This is a genomic window from Synechococcus sp. BMK-MC-1 (genome assembly GCF_014279955.1).
In the GTDB taxonomy this organism is placed as follows: Bacteria; Cyanobacteriota; Cyanobacteriia; order PCC-6307; family Cyanobiaceae; genus Synechococcus_C.
Genome location: NZ_CP047939.1, coordinates 323,266 through 340,354, shown reverse-complemented (window position 1 = coordinate 340,354; position 17,089 = coordinate 323,266). Strand labels below are relative to the sequence as shown.

The window sequence follows — 17,089 nt, the reverse complement described above, 5'->3', positions numbered from 1 at the left end:
GACAGGATGGCGGCGTTCCCGTGATCCCGTGGTGCTGCCCTTACCCCCTGTCACCCCCCTGCCATGGCCTGAACAGCCAGGGGATCTACCGAGAGACCTTGCGGATCGCGACGCACTCGATCAACTCCTGGCCAGCGAATTCCCCAGCGCCCAGGGGCCACTCAGCCGAATCCAAGGCGGCCGACAGGCGGCCGAAAGCCAGTTGCAACGGATGGATGCGAAGCGCTATGGACGCAGCCGCAACCATCTCACCGGTGCTGTCACCCGCTTGTCCCCCTGGATTCGCCATGGCGTTCTCACCCTGGCGGAGATCCGAGAGGTGGTGTTTGCCCAACTGCGGGATCGCGGCCAAGGCAGGGACGACGGCGGCAAGCTGATCAATGAACTGGGTTGGCGCGACTTCTGGCAGCGGATGTGGAGCGATCTCGGCGATTCCATCCATGAGAGCCAAGAAGAGCTGAAGACCGGCCACGATCCAGCCAGTTACAGCCGGGAGCTTCCCGACGACGTACGCGAAGGCCGCACGGGACTGGCCTGCATGGATGGATTCAGAGACGATCTGGTGAGCAGCGGCTGGCTCCACAACCACGCGCGGATGTGGATGGCGGCCTATCTGGTGCACTGGCGCCGGGTGCATTGGAAAGCTGGCGCCGACTGGTTCCTGGAGCACCTGCTCGACGGCGATCCCGCCAGCAACCACCTCAGCTGGCAATGGGTTGCCAGCAGCTTCAGTCACAAGCCTTACTTCTTCAACCGCGGCAACCTGGAGCGCTACAGCGACGGCAAGTATTGCAAGAGCTGCCCGAGCGCGGACACCTGCCTGTTCGAGGGAAGTTACGACCAGCTGGAATCGCAGCTGTTCGCGCCCCAGCCTGCAATCCGGGATGTCCCCAGCCGGCGTCGCAACAACAACTCCCGAGGCAGTGCCAGCGCCGCCTTCGCCCGACCGAAGCGCTGAGCCTTCGATTCGCTCCATCCGATCACCCCATGCCATTCCAAAACCCGATCCTCTGGATCCACGAGGAAGCCCTCGGCTCCCGCAACCCTGCCCGGCTCTCCTGGTCGAACGCCCCAGCTCTGTTTGTGTTCGACACGCAGTGGATCGAAGACGCCGGCATCAGCCGCAAACGCCTGGGCTTTCTCTATGAGTGCGCCCTCGACTGTTCGGTGACCCTGCGCAAAGGCGATGTGGCGGCCGAGGTGATCCGCTTTGCCGAGCGTCATCAGGCCGATGGAATCGTGACCAGCCGTCCCGTCGACCCTCGTCTGCAGAGAGTCGCAGCCCAGATTGAAAGCCAATGCCCCCTGGAACAACTGGAACCCGAGCCCTTCGTGAGGCTGCCGCGGCCACCGCGGCTTGGACGCTTCAGCCGTTACTGGCGTGAGGCCGAGCCGGTGGTTTGGGAGGGCTTTTAGGGGTTTGATTGCTCATCTTTGAGCAACGCCTCTTCCCGCTTGAGCTCCTCAGCGGGATCGATGAGCAAATCCTGCTCCTCCAGAGCCGGAAGCGCGACGGGGACCACCTCCGAAGCCGTGGTCGGTGGTTGAACCCACTGCCAGCGCGCCTTCGGGGCCCGATCTGCACACAGGGCCTGCAACTCGCGTTGCAGCGCTTTCAGAACGGAATCACGCTGGACAACGGCAAAAAACTCCGAACGGGGAGCCAGGCCAGCGCTGAACGGAGCGGTGCCATTGCCATTGAAGAGTCGCGCAGCGTCCGCAAACCAGCGGGGTTTGCAGACTGCCGGATCACGGGTGTCCGTCTCGAGGAAGAGGTGCAGACCAAATCCATCGGGCTGACTGACCACCGCCAGCCCGTCATGGGGAACCCTGCGCTGCAGGGGGAACACAGCCCAGGTGGCCTGCGGAGATCCTCCACAACCCGTCAGCAGGACTGTCAGGGCCGCAAGACCTGCAGGAGCCTTTTGCACCCAGCGCACCAACGCCTCACCTCAAGAGGCCGGATTCTGATCCAAGATCAAGGCAATTGCAGACGTCGGGCCGGACGCATGGTGCTCACTCCATCCACGATGCTGCCCCTCGGGCACCCACTCCCCGCCTTCCGTCTGCCCATCGTGAGCGGCCAGCTGGCGCAGCCAGTCCCTGGCACCCCCACGCCAATGAGCGACCTGGGGCACGACGATCTGCCCAACCAACCGGTGCTGGTGATGCTGATCTGCGCCCACTGCCCATTTGTGAAGCACGTGGAACCGGAACTCAGCCGCCTGGAGAGCGACTACGGCCAGCGCGTCTCGCTGCTCGCCGTCTCGAGCAACAGCGTGATCAGCCATCCCCAGGACGGACCGCAAGGCCTGCGCCAGCAGGCCGAACACCTGGGCTGGACGTTTCCGTACCTCTTCGACGAGCAGCAGAGCTTGGCGAAGGATCTTCGCGGCGCTTGCACACCGGAGTTTTATCTGTTTGCACCAGACTCCAGCGCGCAACAAACCCTGCGTTATCGAGGGCAGCTGGATGGCAGCCGGCCTGGAAGCGCAGCCGCCCTTGATGGCCATGATCTGAGGCAGGCCATGGATGCCGTGCTGGCTGGTCAGCCGGTTCGCGACCAGCAGACCCCCTCGATCGGTTGCAACATCAAATGGCATCCCGGACAAGAACCGCCGTGGTTCGGGAGCCCGGCTTAAGGTGCCTGCCATGCAGGTGCCACCCTTCAGTCTCAGCCAACAGCTCGCGGATCTCGGGGCGGACCTCGATGCCGCAGTGCTGCGGGTGCTGCACAGCGGCCAATACATCGGCGGTTCCGAGATCCAGGCCTTCGAGTGCTCTTTCGCAGAGGCTGTTGGCACACCCCACGCCGTGGGCTGCAACAGCGGGACGGATGCCCTGATCTTGGCCTTGCGTGGCCTGGGGATTGGCCGCGGCGATGAAGTGATCACCGCCTCCTTCAGTTTTTTTGCCACGGCGGAAGCGATCAGTGCCGTGGGCGCCACGCCGGTGTTCGTGGACGTGGACCCGTCGACCTACCTGATCGACCTGAACCGCATCGAAGCGGCGATCACCCCCAGAACCCGTGCGCTCATGCCGGTGCACCTGTTCGGCAGGCCGGTGGACATGACCCGACTGATGACCATCGCTGAACGTCACGGCTTGCGGGTGGTGGAAGACTGCGCCCAGGCCACCGGTGCCCAGTGGAACGGACGGAGTGTGGGCAGTTGGGGGGATGTGGGTTGCTTCAGTTTCTTCCCCACCAAAAACCTCGGCGCCGCCGGCGACGGTGGCGCCGTGTGCTGCCACAACCCGGAATTGGCGCAGCGCATGCGCGAATTGGCCGTGCATGGCATGCCACGCCGCTACCTGCACACCGATCTCGGTTACAACAGCCGACTCGATGCCCTGCAGGCAGCCGTACTCAATGTGAAACTGCCCCATCTCAGTCGCTGGGTGGAGCGGCGTGCGGCCATTGCCGCCCGCTACAGCGCAGCCCTTCAGGATCTTCCCGGATTGCAGCTTCCCGAATCAGATGCCCAAGGGGGTCATGGCTGGAATCAGTTCGTGATCCGCATTCAGCGCTGCGCAAACGGGCAAGAACTCTGCGGCGGCAGCTGTCCGGCGGCCTGCAATGACCATGGACTTCCCGATAGCCGTTGCCGCGACTGGCTCAAACAGAGCCTCCAGCAACAGGGCGTGAACACGATCATCTATTACCCGATCCCCATTCATCGCCAACCGGCTTACAGCGATCTGAACCTGGGCCCTGGGTCTCTGCCGATCACCGAACAACTTTGCAGTGAGGTGCTCAGCTTGCCGATTTTCCCTGAACTCAGCGTGGACCAACAAGACCGCGTGATCACGGTGATCAAATCCCTGCTGCTCGAGCGCCCCGTCAAGGCCGACCAATCCTGCGACGTTGCCGCCTGATCGCCGACCGTTGTCTCAGCCTTTGATGGTGGCGTAGAGCGCTTTGAAGCGTGCCTGCTGAATCTTGTGATTCACCAGGGGTTCCGGATACCCCCTGCGTTCGAGAGCACCGATGTCGCCGCTGAGCAGATCCTTGGTGCACACATGGCGCAGCTCCGGCACCCAGCGGCGGATGTAGTCCCCATCGGCATCGAATTTGGACGCCTGGGTGGCGGGATTAAAGATGCGCAGAGGCTTGGGATCCATGCCGCTGCTGGCACTCCACTGCCAGCCGCCGTTGTTGGCGGCCAGGTCGCCATCCACCTCCAGCTCCATGAAGGCCCGCTCACCCCAGCGCCAGTCGCAGATCAGGTCTTTCACCAGGAATGAAGCCACGATCATGCGGCAGCGGTTGTGCATCCAACCGGTTTCATTGAGCTGCCGCATCGCCGCATCAATGATCGGCATGCCGGTCTGGCCGTCTTTCCAGAAGTCGAACCAGTCTTCGTTGTTCTCCCAAGGGAAACGACGCCACTGTTCCCGGTAAGGACCATCCGCCAGCTCCGGAAAGTGGAACAGGGCCTGCTGGTAGAACTCGCGCCAGCACAACTCTTGTTCCCACACAGCAATGGCCTGACGCTGTTCATCACTGCGGGCCAGATCCTTCGCGGCCTGAGCCGCGCACCAGGCCTGCCTCGGACTAACGGTGCCCACACTGAGTGCAGCACTGAGGCCGGAGGTGCCAGCGGTGCCTGGGAAATTGCGATCCGGCTCGTAACCCAGCAGCGGACCATCCGCGAAGACCGCCAACTGACCGGCAGCCGCCGCTTCGCCGGGACGGCAAGGGCAGAGATCCATGCCTTTGAAGCCATGGCCGGAGCGGAGCTGCTCCAGGTCGCGCTGCCCCTCGGCACAGAGGCGACCGAGCTCACCTGCCGCCGTCTGCAACGCATCCAAGCAGGCAGCATCCAGATCGATCAGCCCCGTCGGAGCCTCAACCGTGCCGGGTTCGCTGCGTTCCACCTGACCGCGCCAGTTGCGCAGAAAGGGGCCATACACGCGATAGGGGTCACCGCCGCCGGTTTTGAGCAGCTCTGGAGCCACCAGCAACTGATCCCAATCGACGAGCACCTTGCGGCCAGAGGCCTGCAAAGCCCGCGCCACCTGACGGTCGCGCTCGCGGGCATAGGGCTCCACATCACGGCTCCAAACCACCGCCGCGGCCTCCAGAAGCGATGCCAGCTGCGGCAGTCGCTGCACCGGATCCCCGGCTACCACCAGCAGACGACTGCCAGCGTCCCGCCAACGCTGCTGCAGTTCCACCAGGCTTTCCACCAGGAACCACAACCGCGCCGGAGCCATGGGCGGCAACTCGGGAGGTGGCGCGATGATGGCTGGGTCGAGCACGTACACCCCGGTGACCGCAGGCCCGAGCGCCGCAGCCGCGTGAAGACCAGTGTTGTCCGCCAGGCGAAGATCGCGGCGGTGCCAGAACAGCGTGCGGGAAGCGGTCATCGGAACGGTCTTGATCAGAGATTGAGCAGTTGTTTGGCGCGATACCAGGCGGTGACGCTCTTGCCATCCAGCCACTCCTCTCCCGAGGCCAGTCGGGCATCCAGCTCCGCTGGATCCATCAGCACCACCTCCAGGTCTTCATCGTCATCGCCTGCAGGCGGGTTCTCCAGCGCCGTGAGATCCCTGGCAAGAAAGCAGTGGATCACCTCATCGGAATACCCGGGGCAGGGCAGCATCGGACCGAGTGCGTCCCAGCAGGCCGCGCTGTACCCCGCCTCTTCCCCGAGCTCCCGCTGCATCGACTCCAGTGGATCTTCCCCGTCCTCCAGCGTTCCGGCTGGAAATTCCAACAAACGGGCTTGAACGGCGAAGCGGTACTGACGCAGCACCACCACCTGTCCGTCGTTGGTGATCGGCACGGCGAGGGATGCGCCGGGATGGCGAATGAGTCCGAACGTGCCCTCCACACCCATGGGCAACTTGATGCGATTGCGCTCGAAGCGAATCTTGCGCGCGTCCATCGCCTCGATGGTGTCAAGCAGCTCGTAAGGCTCGGAGGCTGGCAGAGGTGCCATGAAGGAGAGCAAAGCGGGCACCAGCATGGCGGTTGCACGGCAGGATCGTCAGCGGCACGTCACTGGTTGGGCTTCCCGTTTTTGCACGATCACACGCTGACCACCGCTGACCCCACAGCTGCTGCAACCGTGCTGCCCCGCTGGAGACAGCTTCAGCTCTTCAAGGCACTGGCTCAAGAAGCTGGTTGGGGGCACCTCGGCCAACTGGCTGCCTTGAGCGCCGTCAGCAGTGTGCTGGACATCGCAGGACTGGGCCTGGCGATCACGTTGCTGCTCAGCAAAGGATCAGCCCAAAACGCGATGCCTGGGCTGAGCGTCAACCTGCCGCTGACCACAAGTCTTGCCCTGCTGGTGGGTTTGATCCTTCTGCGTGGATTGATCCAGGGACGCGTGGCGGTGAGCCGGGAGCAACTGCGCTCCGGTTTCACGGATCGTTTGCGCCAGCAACTCCTGCAACAGGTGTTTTCAGCGTCATCGACCCAACTGGAGCAACTCGGCCGCGGAGATTTGCTGGCGTTGCTCATGGCCGACATCAATCGCACCGCCCTGGGGCTGGACCAGGCGGTGCGCATGCTGCAGGCCCTGCTGGCGATGCTGATCTACCTGGCCAGCGTGCTGCTGGTGGGACGCTCGGCTGCCTGGCCGCTACTGCTGGCCCTGATGGCCACCGCCATCGCCGCCCTCTTGCAGCGTTCAGGAAGTTGGGGTCTGGGTCGGATCCAGAGCCGCCTGAATGCGGCACTGCAGCGCACAGTGGGCGATGGCCTGCATGGCCTCAAGGCCGTTCGCGCGGCAGCCGCCGAACGCTGGCTCCTCGATCGATTCGCCCAGGAAACCGCCAAAGGGCGCTGGCTGCTGCGGGAGCGGGTGCGCCGCCGCGCGGGCTACAACGCCTGGCGCGACACGCTGGTGGTGGCGATCGCCAGCCTCTGGCTGCTCCTGCAAGGTGACGCCCAGACCACCGACGTGCTCACCACCACGCTGGTGCTGGCTTACCGGGCCGGATCCTCCCTCAGTGGTGTGGTCCAGGCCCGGCGCCTGTGCCTGGGCAACCTTCCGGGCTATGAAGCCCTCTGTCTGCGCCGCGAGCAACTGCGCCCAGGCCCGGAGCAGGCCACCGGAACTGTGCTGAACGCTCTTGCACTGACGACGCTGGAGCGCAATCGCTGGACGCAGCTGGACTGGTGCAGCGCATCACGGCAGAACGGCCGAATCCACAGCCTGCGCCTGCTCCCCAACCAGCTGGTCGCGGTGACGGGGCCCTCGGGCTGGGGCAAGACCACCCTGCTCGATCAGATCAGCGGTTTACAGGGGGAGGAACACAGTGCCTGGACCATCAGCTGCGGGGGTAAATGCTGGCAGCTCTCGGGACCGGCAGGCGCCAGGCAACTGCATGCATTGATGGCCTGCGCGCCCCAGCATGCGGCACTGTTTGAGGCCAGCCTGCGCGACAACCTGGTGCTTGGCCGCGAGATCCCGGACGCCACGATCGCAACCTGGCTGCAGCGCCTGGGACTGGCGCATCTGCTCGATCGACCAGACGGCCTGGAGGCCCCGATGGCGCTGGCCCAGAACCCCTTTTCCGGCGGTGAGATTCACCGACTCGGCCTGTTGCGCGCCTGGCTCCGGGACCGGCCGGTGGACGTGCTGGATGAACCCACAGCATTCCTGGATGCCGTTGCGGCAGCCCAGGTGCGCACGGTGATTCAGGAACGATCCAGGCAGCGACTGGTGCTGGTGAGCAGCCACGACCCGGCGTTGTTGAACCTGGCCGATGTCGTGATCGACCTTGCAACCGTTGCGGTTGCGACCTGACTCAGGAGCGCCAGTGCGTGGAACGCTGCATGGCCGCGAGCAAAGGTTCCATCACGAAAGAGCGGAGATGCAGGCGTGGATGCGGCAACACCAGCCGGGGATGCTCCAGCCGCCAGTCACCCCAGAAGAGCAGATCCAGATCCAGCGACCTGGGCCCCCAACGCACTTCGCGATCGCGATCTCGGCCGTACTGCGCCTCCAGCGCTCGGAGACGATCCAGCAACGCCAGCGCCGCCTCCGCATCTGGAGCACCAGGCACACCGCGGATCAGGAGCACGGCATTGCAGTACATCGGCTGACCGGGCGGCCCTCCCACCGGAGCCGTCTCCAGCAAGGGCGACCATGAGCAGCTGATGCGGGACAGGCTGATCTGAGCCCAGTCGCACAACAATTGTTCGAGCTGGGGGCGCACAGCGATCAGGGTTTGTTGGGGGCTGCCCGCAGCACTGGGACGATTGGCCCCCAACGCCACGGCCAGAGAACAAGCCTGATCAGCGAGACTGGCGCTCACGCGATGGGCCGGCAAACGTTCATGGTTTCAGGTGGAGGGGTCGCCAGCGGCGTGGCCAAGACAGCAGCGATGGATCAAGCCAACCGCGCCTTTCCGTTGGCGGCGATCACCGGCCATGGAACCCTGAAGCTCGCCCTGATGCTGGCTGCTGTGGACCCAGGGCTGGGCGGCGTGATCATCGCCGGCGGCCGAGGCACCGGCAAGTCAGTGCTGGCAAGGGGTCTGCATGCCTTGCTCCCACCGATTGAAATCCTCGACCCAGCCAACGCACCGGTGCCGATTGGGCCGGGCCGCAATCTGGATCCGCAACGACCGGAGGAATGGGGCAGCAGCCTCCGCGACACCCTCGGTGCTGAACCAGCGTCCACGGTGATTCCCGCTCCTTTCGTTCAGGTCCCTCTGGGCATCACGGAAGACCGCCTCGTGGGGGCTGTGGACGTGACCGCCTCCCTGAGCAGTGGCAGCCCCGTGTTTCAGCCCGGCCTGCTGGCGGAAGCCCACCGTGGGGTGCTGTATGTGGACGAGCTCAACCTGTTGGATGACGGCATCGTCAATCTCCTTCTGGCCGCCGTGGGAGCGGGCGAGAATCAGGTGGAACGGGAGGGGTTGAGCCTCAGCCACCCCTGCAGGCCGCTGTTGATCGCCACGTACAACCCCGAGGAAGGGAACGTTCGCGATCACCTGCTCGACCGTTTTGCCATCGCGCTCTCAGCTGATCAGCTGGTGAGCACCGAACAGCGGGTGGAGATCACCAATGCGGTGCTCAGCCACGGACAGTGCAGCCGCAGCTTCGCGGAGCGATGGAAGGAAGACACCGATGCCCTGGCCACCCAGCTGCTGCTGGCCCGGCAATGGCTCCCGGATGTGCAGATCAGCCGCGAGCAGATCGAATATCTGGTCACCGAAGCCATCCGCGGCGGCGTGGAAGGGCATCGCTCCGAGTTGTATGCCGTGCGCGTGGCCAAAGCCCATGCGGCCCTCAGTGGCCGCGATCAGGTGGAGGCCGACGACCTACAGGTGGCCGTGGCCCTGGTGATCGCGCCAAGGGCCTCCCAGCTGCCGCCACCGGATCAGCAGATGGAGCCACCGCCGCCGCCCGAGCAGCCCGACGATCAGACCCCGCCACCACCACCGGACCCCGGTGAGCAGAACAGCGACGACACCCCTCCCCCACCGGAGGGATCCGGTGAGGACGACAACGACCCCCCAGAGGACAGCAACGACGACAACAACAGCGAAGACGACGACAGCAACGATGACGAGGACTCGGAGCAAGATGAGGCACCACCCTCGGTGCCCGAAGAGTTCATGCTGGATCCTGAGGCGGTGGCGATCGATCCCGACCTGCTGCTGTTCAATGCCGCCAAGAGCAAAAGCGGCAACAGTGGCAGCCGTTCGGTGGTGCTCAGTGACAGCCGGGGCCGTTACGTGAAACCGATGCTCCCCCGCGGGCCGGTGAGGCGCATCGCCGTTGATGCCACGCTGCGAGCGGCTGCGCCCTACCAAAAAGCGCGCCGAGCGCGCCAACCGGAGCGCACGGTGATCGTGGAGGAATCAGACCTGCGCGCCAAACTGCTGCAGCGACAAGCTGGAGCGTTGGTGATCTTCCTGGTGGATGCCAGCGGATCGATGGCTCTGAACCGGATGCAGAGCGCCAAGGGAGCAGTGATCAGGCTGCTCACTGAGGCCTATGAAAACCGCGATGAAGTGGCTCTGATTCCCTTCCGCGGCGATCAGGCCGAAGTATTGCTGCCGCCCACCCGTTCGATCACGGCCGCCCGCCGGCGGCTGGAATCGATGCCCTGCGGCGGCGGCTCCCCCCTCGCCCATGGGCTCACCCAGGCGGCGCGCGTTGGTGCCAATGCTTTGGCCACGGGCGATCTTGGGCAAGTGGTGGTGGTGGCGATCACGGATGGACGCGGCAACGTCCCCCTCAGCACGTCCCTGGGCCAGCCGGAGCTTGAAGGAGAGGAGAAGCCCGATCTCAAGCAGGAGGTTCTCGATGTGGCGGGTCGCTACCGGATGCTGGGGATCAAGCTGCTGGTGATCGACACCGAGCGCAAGTTCATTGGCAGCGGCATGGGCAAAGACCTTGCCGAAGCAGCGGGTGGCAAATATGTGCAGCTGCCCAAGGCCAGCGATCAGGCCATTGCCGCCGTCGCCATGGAGGCCATCAATGCGGTGACCTAACGGATGCGGGGACCTAACTCTGAACGGTCAGTTCGAGGTGCCGGTCTTGGCTGGATACACCTCATCAAAAAAGGCGCCCAGACCGATCATCACGCTGCGCAGCCCTTGCATGAACTGACGGTCGTCGGTGAGCTGTTCGATGTCGCCACCCACGGCGTCGATGCGGGCCGTGAGCTGCTTGGCGTTGGTGACGGTCTGCTTGAGATCACTCACCGTTTCGGGATTATCGAAGGCCTTGGCGAGATTGTTGATGCTGGCCGCAGCCGCAGCCGCTTCCGCCGTGGCCCGGTTGAGGTTGTCGATCGTGGGCTGGGCTCGGGACACCTCAGCGCGCAGTTGCTGAACAAGGGCATCCACGTTCTGAGCCGCCACGTCGGCAGTGTCGAGAAATTTGGAGGCCTCCTGGCTGGTGGTTCCGAACTCCTTGGTGGACTTGACCAGTTCAGGGATCAGATTGGAAGTCTCGGCCTGATCGAGCAGCTTCTCCAAACTGGCGGTCACCGAGGTGAGGCTGGCTCCAGCCTGGCCGCGAATCGTGGCCCCGTCGCACAGAACCCCGCTGTTTTTGCAGCCACGGGATTTCGGGGATGGCGCATCCTTGAGGAGCGTAGTGCCCGTGGTTTTCAGTTCAACCTGGGCGTCACCACCCAGCAAGGACGCCTCCGACACGATGGCGGTCACCGGCAGAGGAAGTTTGAGGGTGTCCTGGTTGATCTCAAGCGTGGCCCTCACCGCCTGAGGAGTGACTTGAATCGCGCGCACCGTTCCCACGGTGATGCCCCGAAAGGTGACAGGGGAGCGATCAGCCAAACCACCAGCATTCTGAAAATCCGCCTGCACCGTCCAGGTCTCCGAGCCCAGACGCACACCTCTCAGCCAAAGCATGGTGCCGGCAAATCCGGCGATCGCTCCAACAAGCGAAAAACCGACCAGAGCTTCGCGGACACTTCGGCGCATGAATTAATGGTCGGAGGGTTGCATCGGTCCGCGCAGATTACCCGTCCTGAACTGAACCACATAAGGATTGTCTGAATTGCGGTACTCCTCAACGGTTCCATCCCACTGGAATCGCCCGCCGTACAACATCACAATCCGTTCAGCGGAGCGCTCGATCGTGCTGTGAACATGACTCACCACAACGGAGCAGCCGCGCGCCACCGTGGTGGTTTTCACGATCAGATCTTCAATGCGTGTGGACGCCACCGGATCCAAGCCAGCGGTGGGCTCGTCGTAGAGCAGAAGGGGCATGGCCCCCTCCTGCCGATCGGGATCATCGATCAGGGCCCGGGCGAAGCTCACCCGTTTCTGCATGCCACCGCTCAACTGCCCCGGATATTTTTCGGCCACCTCATGGAGGCCAACGGCTTCCAGGCACTGCTGCACCCGCTCGCGAATCTGGGCAGGCTTGAGGCGTCCCAGGCGTGTGAGCAGAAAACCGACGTTTTCCTCCACCGTGAGGGAAGCCAAAAGCGCTGGGTTCTGGAACACCAGGCGCACATCCGGGGGGTGGCGCTGGTCGAGCCGCAAGTAGGTCTGCGCTTCACCGAAGAGGCGCAGTTCACCATGCGTTGGCAGCTGCAGGCCAGCGAGCAGGCGCAACACCGTGGATTTTCCGGCACCAGAAGGACCGACAACGGCGATGCGCTCACCTGGGTTCATGGTGAGCGACACCCGATCGAGCACAGGCCTGGGGCCCCATTGCATGGTGAGATTGCGCATCTCCACCACGGGCGTCTGGGTTGTTGCTGGGGTGGCGCTCGGCCGGCTCATTGGAGGCCGCATTGCATCTCAAGCCATCCTGCCGGGTTTGGCTCGGGGGGATGGCCATTGGGGCCAGCTTCCGTACAGTTTGGTGATTGCAAGGGATGCGAACCCCTCGCTTCGGATCGCAGTTGACCAGACTTCCACGCCGCGGACACCGTGAACGCATCCGCGCGATGCAGGCGGAGCGGCAGCGCGATCTGATGCTGCGCTCCCGGCGAGCGATGCGCTGGCTGCAGCCAGGGTTGGTGGTGAAGCGCTGGCTGCTCACCTCGGGCATCGGACTGGTGCTGGCCCTGCTCGGTGCAGCCGTCTGGGCCGACCTTCAACCGATTTACTGGACGCTCTGGGCCATCCAGGAAGCCCTGAGCTGGATCACGCGCGTGATGCCCCGCGGAATCACCGGTCCTCTTGTGTTGCTGGTGGGGATCGGCCTGCTTCTCTGGGGCCAGAGCCGCAGTTTCGGCTCGATCCAACAGGCTCTTGCTCCTGAAAAAGACACGGTGCTGGTGGACGCTCTGCGTGCGAAGAGCCGGCTGAACCGCGGGCCCAACATCGTGGCCATCGGCGGTGGCACCGGGTTGTCCACCCTGCTGAGTGGCTTGAAGCGCTACAGCAGCCACATCACCGCCATCGTCACAGTGGCCGACGACGGCGGCAGCAGCGGTGTGCTGCGCCGCGAGCTCGGGGTGCAACCGCCGGGCGACATCCGCAATTGTCTGGCCGCCCTCTCCACCGAGGAGCCCCTGTTGACGCGCCTGTTTCAATACCGCTTCTCCTCGGGGACAGGGCTGGAAGGCCACAGCTTCGGCAACCTCTTTCTCTCTGCCTTAACAGCGATTACCGGCAATCTCGAAACGGCCATCACCGCCTCGAGCCGCGTCCTGGCCGTGCAGGGTCAGGTGGTGCCGGCCACCACTGCTGACGTGAGGCTGTGGGCAGAACTGGAGAACGGGCAGCGCATCGAGGGGGAGTCCGCCATCGGCAAGGCACCGAGCCCGATCGTGCGTCTGGGCTGTCTGCCGGAGCGACCACCAGCGCTGCCGCGGGCCCTCGAGGCCATCGCCCAGGCAGACCTGATTCTGCTGGGCCCTGGAAGCCTGTACACCTCACTGCTTCCGAATCTGCTGGTGCCCGAACTGGTGAGTGCGATTCAACGCAGCCGGGCGCCACGGCTCTACATCTGCAATCTGATGACCCAGCCCGGTGAAACCGACGGTCTCGATGTGAGTGGCCACCTGCGCGCGATCGAGGCGCAGCTCGCCTCGCTGGGCATCAATCAACGACTGTTCGATGCCGTTCTGGCCCAGGAGACGCTGACCGATTCACCTTTGATCGCCCATTACCGATCCAGAGGGGCCGATCCCGTGGTCTGCAACAGGCGGCAACTGCTGTCTGAGGGGTACGACGTGATGGAAGCGCCGCTCCAGGGCAGCAGGCCCACCGCCACCCTGCGTCATGATCCCCGCTCCCTGGCCCTGGCCGTGATGCGTTTTTATCGCAAACACAAGAAGGACCCTCAGGGTTCAGCTGGCCAGCAAAGTGCGCATCAATAGGCGTCCTGCATTTCGTAGAAATCAGGTTGCACGTAGTCCTTGCGCAGGGGCCAGCCCGTCCAGTCTTCCGGCATGAGCAGGCGTTTGGGATGGGGATGCCCTTCGAACTGAATGCCGAACATGTCGAAGGTCTCGCGCTCCTGCCAGTCGGCACCGCGGAACAGGCCATAAAGGCTGGGAACACTGGGCTGCCCTTCACGGGACAGGAACACCTTCAGGCGAACCTCACGCACCTGGTCAGCACTGCCTTCGGCAACCTCCGCCATCGCCAGCAGGTGGTAGAAGCACACCAGCCGCTCTCCGGGGCCTTCGTCGTAGCCGCCCTGGCACTGCAGGTAGTCGAAGCCGTGGCTTTTAAGGGCAGCGGCAATCACGGGCAAAAACAACGCTTCCACAGCGATCTGCTCCACACCCACGTGATCGGGCTCGAGCAGCTCATGCTCGAAGCCCTGCTGGCTCAGCCATTGACTCACCGGGCCGGGCGCAGGGGCCACAGCCACGGGAGCATCAGCGTTCGCTTGCTTATCAGGAGTGGGGCTCATGAGGGCTCAGAAGGTTGAACAGCGTCTGCGGTTTCCAGGGCGGGCATGGGCAGGCCGGCGCCTGATTGAAGCGCAGCTACTTGGGTTTCGGCGCGGAGATAGGCCCCGGTGACGATGGGTTCGACTGCAGTCATCGCATGGGCAACGGTGCAATAGCGATGGGTCTGCTGCAGCTGACGACGATCGGCAACGGATTCATTGGCCACTTTCTTCCTGAGCTTGATCACTGCATCAAAAATGGCCTCAGGGCGCGGGGGGCAACCCGGCATGTAGAGATCCACGGGGATGAGCTTGTCGACGCCGCGCACCGCCGTTGTGGAATCAGCGCTGAACATGCCGCCGGTGATGGTGCACGCTCCCATGGCAATCACGTATTTGGGCTCGGGCATCTGTTCGTAGAGCCGCACCAGAGCCGGGGCCATTTTCATCGTCACCGTGCCGGCCACGATCAGCAGGTCGGCCTGGCGCGGTGAGCTGCGGGGCACAAGACCGAAACGGTCGAAATCAAATCGCGACCCGAGCAGCGCTGCAAATTCGATGAAACAGCAGGCCGTGCCATAAAGAAGCGGCCAGAGGCTGCTCAAACGGGCCCAGTTGTGCAGGTCATCAAGGCTGGTGAGAATCACGTTCTCACTCAGGTCTTGGGTCACCGTGGGGGCGCCGTCGGCGGCACCGGCCACAGGACCGCAGCTGGCCTCGCGCAGATCGCGCAGGGCCTGAATGGAAGGGGACTCTCCGGCCATTGCAGAACGATCAGTGGATGGGGTCATGGGGTCAGCTCCACTCCAGGGCGCCCTTGCGCCAGGCGTAAGCAAGAGCCACCACGAGAATGGCGATGAAAATCAGCGCTTCGATGAAGGCCAGCAAGCCCAGGCGGTGGAAGGCCACAGCCCAGGGATAGAGGAACACGGTCTCCACATCGAAGATCACGAAGACCAACGCAAACATGTAGTAGCGGATGTTGAACTGAATCCAGGCACCACCGATCGGCTCCATGCCCGATTCGTAGGTGAGCTGTCGCTCTCCATCCTGGCTTCGTGGAGCCAGCAGTTTGTTGGTGACCAACGCCAGCACCGGCACGGCTGCTGCGATCAGCAGAAAGCCGAGAAAGGCGTCGTATCCCGGAAGCACAAACATCAAAGGGGCTCCGATCTGCGGGCCAGTCTGGCATTTGCAGCCACCATCTGACGTTTGCCCTGATCACGCCGATAGAGTGATGCAGCCCGGATGAGCGACGGTGAGCGACGAACCACAGGCCCCAGAGAACGTTGTGGCTGCAGACGCTGAATCCGAAGCCCCTCAGAAAGCTCCTGAGACGCCCGCTGAGCAGACGCTCGCCGAGGCAAGTGATCCACGCACGCACCGTTTTGAATGCCGCAGTTGCGGCTATGTGTACGACCCCGACGAAGGCGTGAAGAAGCTGGCGATCCCCACTGGCACTGCCTTTGAAGATCTGGATGCCGCCAGTTTCCGCTGCCCGGTTTGCCGCAGCAGGGTTGGTGCTTTCCGCGACATCGGCCCCCGTTCCAAGGCCAGCGGCTTCGAGGAGAACCTCAATTACGGCCTGGGGGTCAATCGCCTGACCCCCGGGCAGAAGAATGTTCTGATCTTCGGCGGCCTGCTCCTCGGCTTTGCCTTTTTCCTTTCGCTCTATTCCCTGCGCTGATCGCGTTGCCCCGTTGTTTTCCGTGCCCGGTATGTCTTCCTTGCTCAAACCCCTGATCCAGCTCGTGCTGGTGGCCTGCATCGGCTTCGGTCTCGGAGGCTGTGTCACCACCCGGGTTCCCGTGGCCACGAGCAGTCCCTGGCAGGTGGTGGACCTCAACACCGACGCCAATCCCTTGGATGTGGCGTTCACCAGCGCTGATCATGGCTTTCTGGTGGGCAGCAACCGCTTGATCCTGGAAACCAACGATGGTGGATCGAGCTGGAACGAACGCAGCCTTGATCTCCCCGACGAGGAAAACTTCCGCCTGCTCAGCATCGCTTTTGAGGGAGACGACGGCTGGATTGCCGGGCAGCCTGGCCTGCTGATGCACACCACCGACGGCGGCCAGAACTGGACTCGCTTGTTCCTGGATACCAAACTTCCAGGCGAGCCTTACCTGATTACCGCTCTGGGCCCTGACAGTGCCGAGTTGGCCACCAACGTGGGCGCGGTCTACCGCACCCGCGACGGCGGCGGCAGCTGGGAAGCGAAGGTGAGCGACGCCGCTGGAGCAGTCCGCGACCTGCGCCGTGGTGCCGATGGCAGCTACGTGAGTGTGAGCAGTCTGGGCAATTTCTATGCCACCTGGACGCCTGGCCAAGACGTGTGGCAAGTGCACCAGCGTGTGAGCAGCCAGAGGCTGCAGAGCATTGGCTACCAGCCCGATGGACACCTCTGGATGGTGGCTCGGGGCGCACAGATCCGTCTCAATGACAATGCTGAGGACTTCGAGAGCTGGAGCAAGCCGATCATCCCCATCACCAACGGTTATGGGTATATGGACATGGCCTGGTCGAAGGACGGTGCCATCTGGGCCGGGGGCGGCAACGGCACCCTGCTGGTGAGCCGTGATGGAGGTGACAGCTGGGAGCGCGATCCCGAAAGTCGGCAAGCACCGACCAATTTCAACCGCTTTGTGTTCAATGACAGCCAGGGGCAGGAGCACGCCTTCCTCCTTGGGGAGCGTGGCTTGCTGCTGCACTGGACGGCGGTGAGCTGAGGACGGGGATCAAGCGCAGCCGAACAACGCTTCGTAACCATGGGACGGTCCCGGCCGCAAT

At 63.8% G+C, this 17,089-nt stretch carries 18 protein-coding genes; 9 read left to right on the top strand and 9 right to left on the bottom strand.

What is annotated here, in order from left to right:
• Positions 1 to 31: 31 nt before the first annotated feature.
• Both SynBMKMC1_RS01725 and SynBMKMC1_RS01720 read left to right on the top strand, forming a co-directional pair.
• The gene (locus SynBMKMC1_RS01725; RefSeq protein ID WP_370593947.1) at positions 32 to 958 is read left to right on the top strand and encodes an FAD-binding domain-containing protein; all 927 of its coding nucleotides are present in this window, start codon (positions 32 to 34) and stop codon (positions 956 to 958) included.
• 29 nt (positions 959 to 987) lie between these two features.
• Positions 988 to 1,416 (top strand): hypothetical protein, encoded by a 429-nt coding sequence (locus SynBMKMC1_RS01720; protein WP_186472510.1) that lies wholly within the window; start codon positions 988 to 990, stop codon positions 1,414 to 1,416.
• Here SynBMKMC1_RS01720 and SynBMKMC1_RS01715 read toward each other — a convergent pair.
• Positions 1,413 to 1,943 carry a hypothetical protein gene (locus SynBMKMC1_RS01715; RefSeq protein WP_186472509.1) on the bottom strand — a complete coding sequence of 177 codons (531 nt, stop codon included), beginning with the start codon at positions 1,941 to 1,943 and terminating at the stop codon, positions 1,413 to 1,415. The genes SynBMKMC1_RS01720 and SynBMKMC1_RS01715 overlap by 4 nt on opposite strands.
• A 66-nt stretch (positions 1,944 to 2,009) precedes the next feature.
• Here SynBMKMC1_RS01715 and SynBMKMC1_RS01710 point away from each other — a divergent pair, with 66 nt between their 5' ends.
• Both SynBMKMC1_RS01710 and SynBMKMC1_RS01705 read left to right on the top strand, forming a co-directional pair.
• Positions 2,010 to 2,642 carry a thioredoxin family protein gene (locus SynBMKMC1_RS01710; RefSeq protein WP_186472508.1) on the top strand — a complete coding sequence of 211 codons (633 nt, stop codon included), beginning with the start codon at positions 2,010 to 2,012 and terminating at the stop codon, positions 2,640 to 2,642.
• 10 nt (positions 2,643 to 2,652) lie between these two features.
• Positions 2,653 to 3,876, top strand: coding sequence for a DegT/DnrJ/EryC1/StrS aminotransferase family protein (locus SynBMKMC1_RS01705; RefSeq protein WP_186472507.1), 1,224 nt, complete (start codon positions 2,653 to 2,655; stop codon positions 3,874 to 3,876).
• Between the two features lie 15 nt (positions 3,877 to 3,891).
• Here the strand turns inward: SynBMKMC1_RS01705 and SynBMKMC1_RS01700 are convergent, their stop codons facing one another.
• Both SynBMKMC1_RS01700 and SynBMKMC1_RS01695 read right to left on the bottom strand, forming a co-directional pair.
• The gene (locus tag SynBMKMC1_RS01700) at positions 3,892 to 5,370 is read right to left on the bottom strand and encodes an FAD-binding domain-containing protein (RefSeq protein WP_186472506.1); all 1,479 of its coding nucleotides are present in this window, start codon (positions 5,368 to 5,370) and stop codon (positions 3,892 to 3,894) included.
• 14 nt (positions 5,371 to 5,384) lie between these two features.
• Complete coding sequence (locus tag SynBMKMC1_RS01695; protein WP_186472505.1) at positions 5,385 to 5,945, bottom strand: NUDIX hydrolase; 561 nt, start codon at positions 5,943 to 5,945, stop codon at positions 5,385 to 5,387.
• Between the two features lie 66 nt (positions 5,946 to 6,011).
• Between SynBMKMC1_RS01695 and SynBMKMC1_RS01690 the strand changes: the two genes are divergently transcribed.
• Positions 6,012 to 7,760, top strand: coding sequence for an ABC transporter ATP-binding protein (locus SynBMKMC1_RS01690; RefSeq protein WP_186472504.1), 1,749 nt, complete (start codon positions 6,012 to 6,014; stop codon positions 7,758 to 7,760).
• 1 nt (position 7,761) lies between these two features.
• On the opposite strand, the gene folK is transcribed toward SynBMKMC1_RS01690, so the two are convergent.
• Positions 7,762 to 8,271, bottom strand: coding sequence for a 2-amino-4-hydroxy-6-hydroxymethyldihydropteridine diphosphokinase (folK, locus tag SynBMKMC1_RS01685; RefSeq protein WP_186472503.1), 510 nt, complete (start codon positions 8,269 to 8,271; stop codon positions 7,762 to 7,764).
• 3 nt (positions 8,272 to 8,274) lie between these two features.
• On the opposite strand from folK, the gene SynBMKMC1_RS01680 reads away from it, so the two are divergent.
• Positions 8,275 to 10,461, top strand: a complete 2,187-nt coding sequence (locus SynBMKMC1_RS01680; protein ID WP_255486256.1) for a magnesium chelatase subunit D family protein — start codon at positions 8,275 to 8,277, stop codon at positions 10,459 to 10,461.
• A 27-nt stretch (positions 10,462 to 10,488) separates the two neighbouring features.
• On the opposite strand, the gene SynBMKMC1_RS01675 is transcribed toward SynBMKMC1_RS01680, so the two are convergent.
• Both SynBMKMC1_RS01675 and SynBMKMC1_RS01670 read right to left on the bottom strand, forming a co-directional pair.
• Complete coding sequence (locus SynBMKMC1_RS01675) at positions 10,489 to 11,418, bottom strand: MlaD family protein (protein ID WP_186472502.1); 930 nt, start codon at positions 11,416 to 11,418, stop codon at positions 10,489 to 10,491.
• Positions 11,419 to 11,421: 3 nt separating this feature from the next.
• Positions 11,422 to 12,231 (bottom strand): ABC transporter ATP-binding protein, encoded by an 810-nt coding sequence (locus tag SynBMKMC1_RS01670; protein WP_186472501.1) that lies wholly within the window; start codon positions 12,229 to 12,231, stop codon positions 11,422 to 11,424.
• A gap of 167 nt (positions 12,232 to 12,398) precedes the next feature.
• Here SynBMKMC1_RS01670 and yvcK point away from each other — a divergent pair, with 167 nt between their 5' ends.
• Positions 12,399 to 13,778, top strand: a complete 1,380-nt coding sequence (gene yvcK / locus SynBMKMC1_RS01665; RefSeq protein ID WP_186473274.1) for a gluconeogenesis factor YvcK family protein — start codon at positions 12,399 to 12,401, stop codon at positions 13,776 to 13,778.
• Here yvcK and SynBMKMC1_RS01660 read toward each other — a convergent pair.
• From SynBMKMC1_RS01660 to ndhC, 3 genes are read right to left on the bottom strand one after another with little or no spacing between them, the layout of a single operon-like run.
• Positions 13,772 to 14,320 carry an NAD(P)H-quinone oxidoreductase subunit J gene (locus SynBMKMC1_RS01660; RefSeq protein WP_011932183.1) on the bottom strand — a complete coding sequence of 183 codons (549 nt, stop codon included), beginning with the start codon at positions 14,318 to 14,320 and terminating at the stop codon, positions 13,772 to 13,774. The genes yvcK and SynBMKMC1_RS01660 overlap by 7 nt on opposite strands.
• Positions 14,317 to 15,063 carry an NADH-quinone oxidoreductase subunit NuoB gene (gene nuoB / locus SynBMKMC1_RS01655; RefSeq protein ID WP_255486362.1) on the bottom strand — a complete coding sequence of 249 codons (747 nt, stop codon included), beginning with the start codon at positions 15,061 to 15,063 and terminating at the stop codon, positions 14,317 to 14,319. Before nuoB ends, SynBMKMC1_RS01660 begins: the two co-directional genes overlap by 4 nt.
• 31 nt (positions 15,064 to 15,094) lie before the next feature.
• Positions 15,095 to 15,457, bottom strand: coding sequence for a photosynthetic/respiratory NAD(P)H-quinone oxidoreductase subunit C (ndhC, locus tag SynBMKMC1_RS01650; RefSeq protein ID WP_011932181.1), 363 nt, complete (start codon positions 15,455 to 15,457; stop codon positions 15,095 to 15,097).
• Positions 15,458 to 15,557: 100 nt separating this feature from the next.
• Here ndhC and SynBMKMC1_RS01645 point away from each other — a divergent pair, with 100 nt between their 5' ends.
• Complete coding sequence (locus SynBMKMC1_RS01645) at positions 15,558 to 15,986, top strand: rubredoxin (RefSeq protein WP_186472500.1); 429 nt, start codon at positions 15,558 to 15,560, stop codon at positions 15,984 to 15,986.
• A gap of 31 nt (positions 15,987 to 16,017) precedes the next feature.
• On the top strand, positions 16,018 to 17,028 hold the full coding sequence (locus tag SynBMKMC1_RS01640) for a photosynthesis system II assembly factor Ycf48 (protein ID WP_186472499.1): 1,011 nt from the start codon (positions 16,018 to 16,020) through the stop codon (positions 17,026 to 17,028).
• Positions 17,029 to 17,089: the final 61 nt, after the last annotated feature.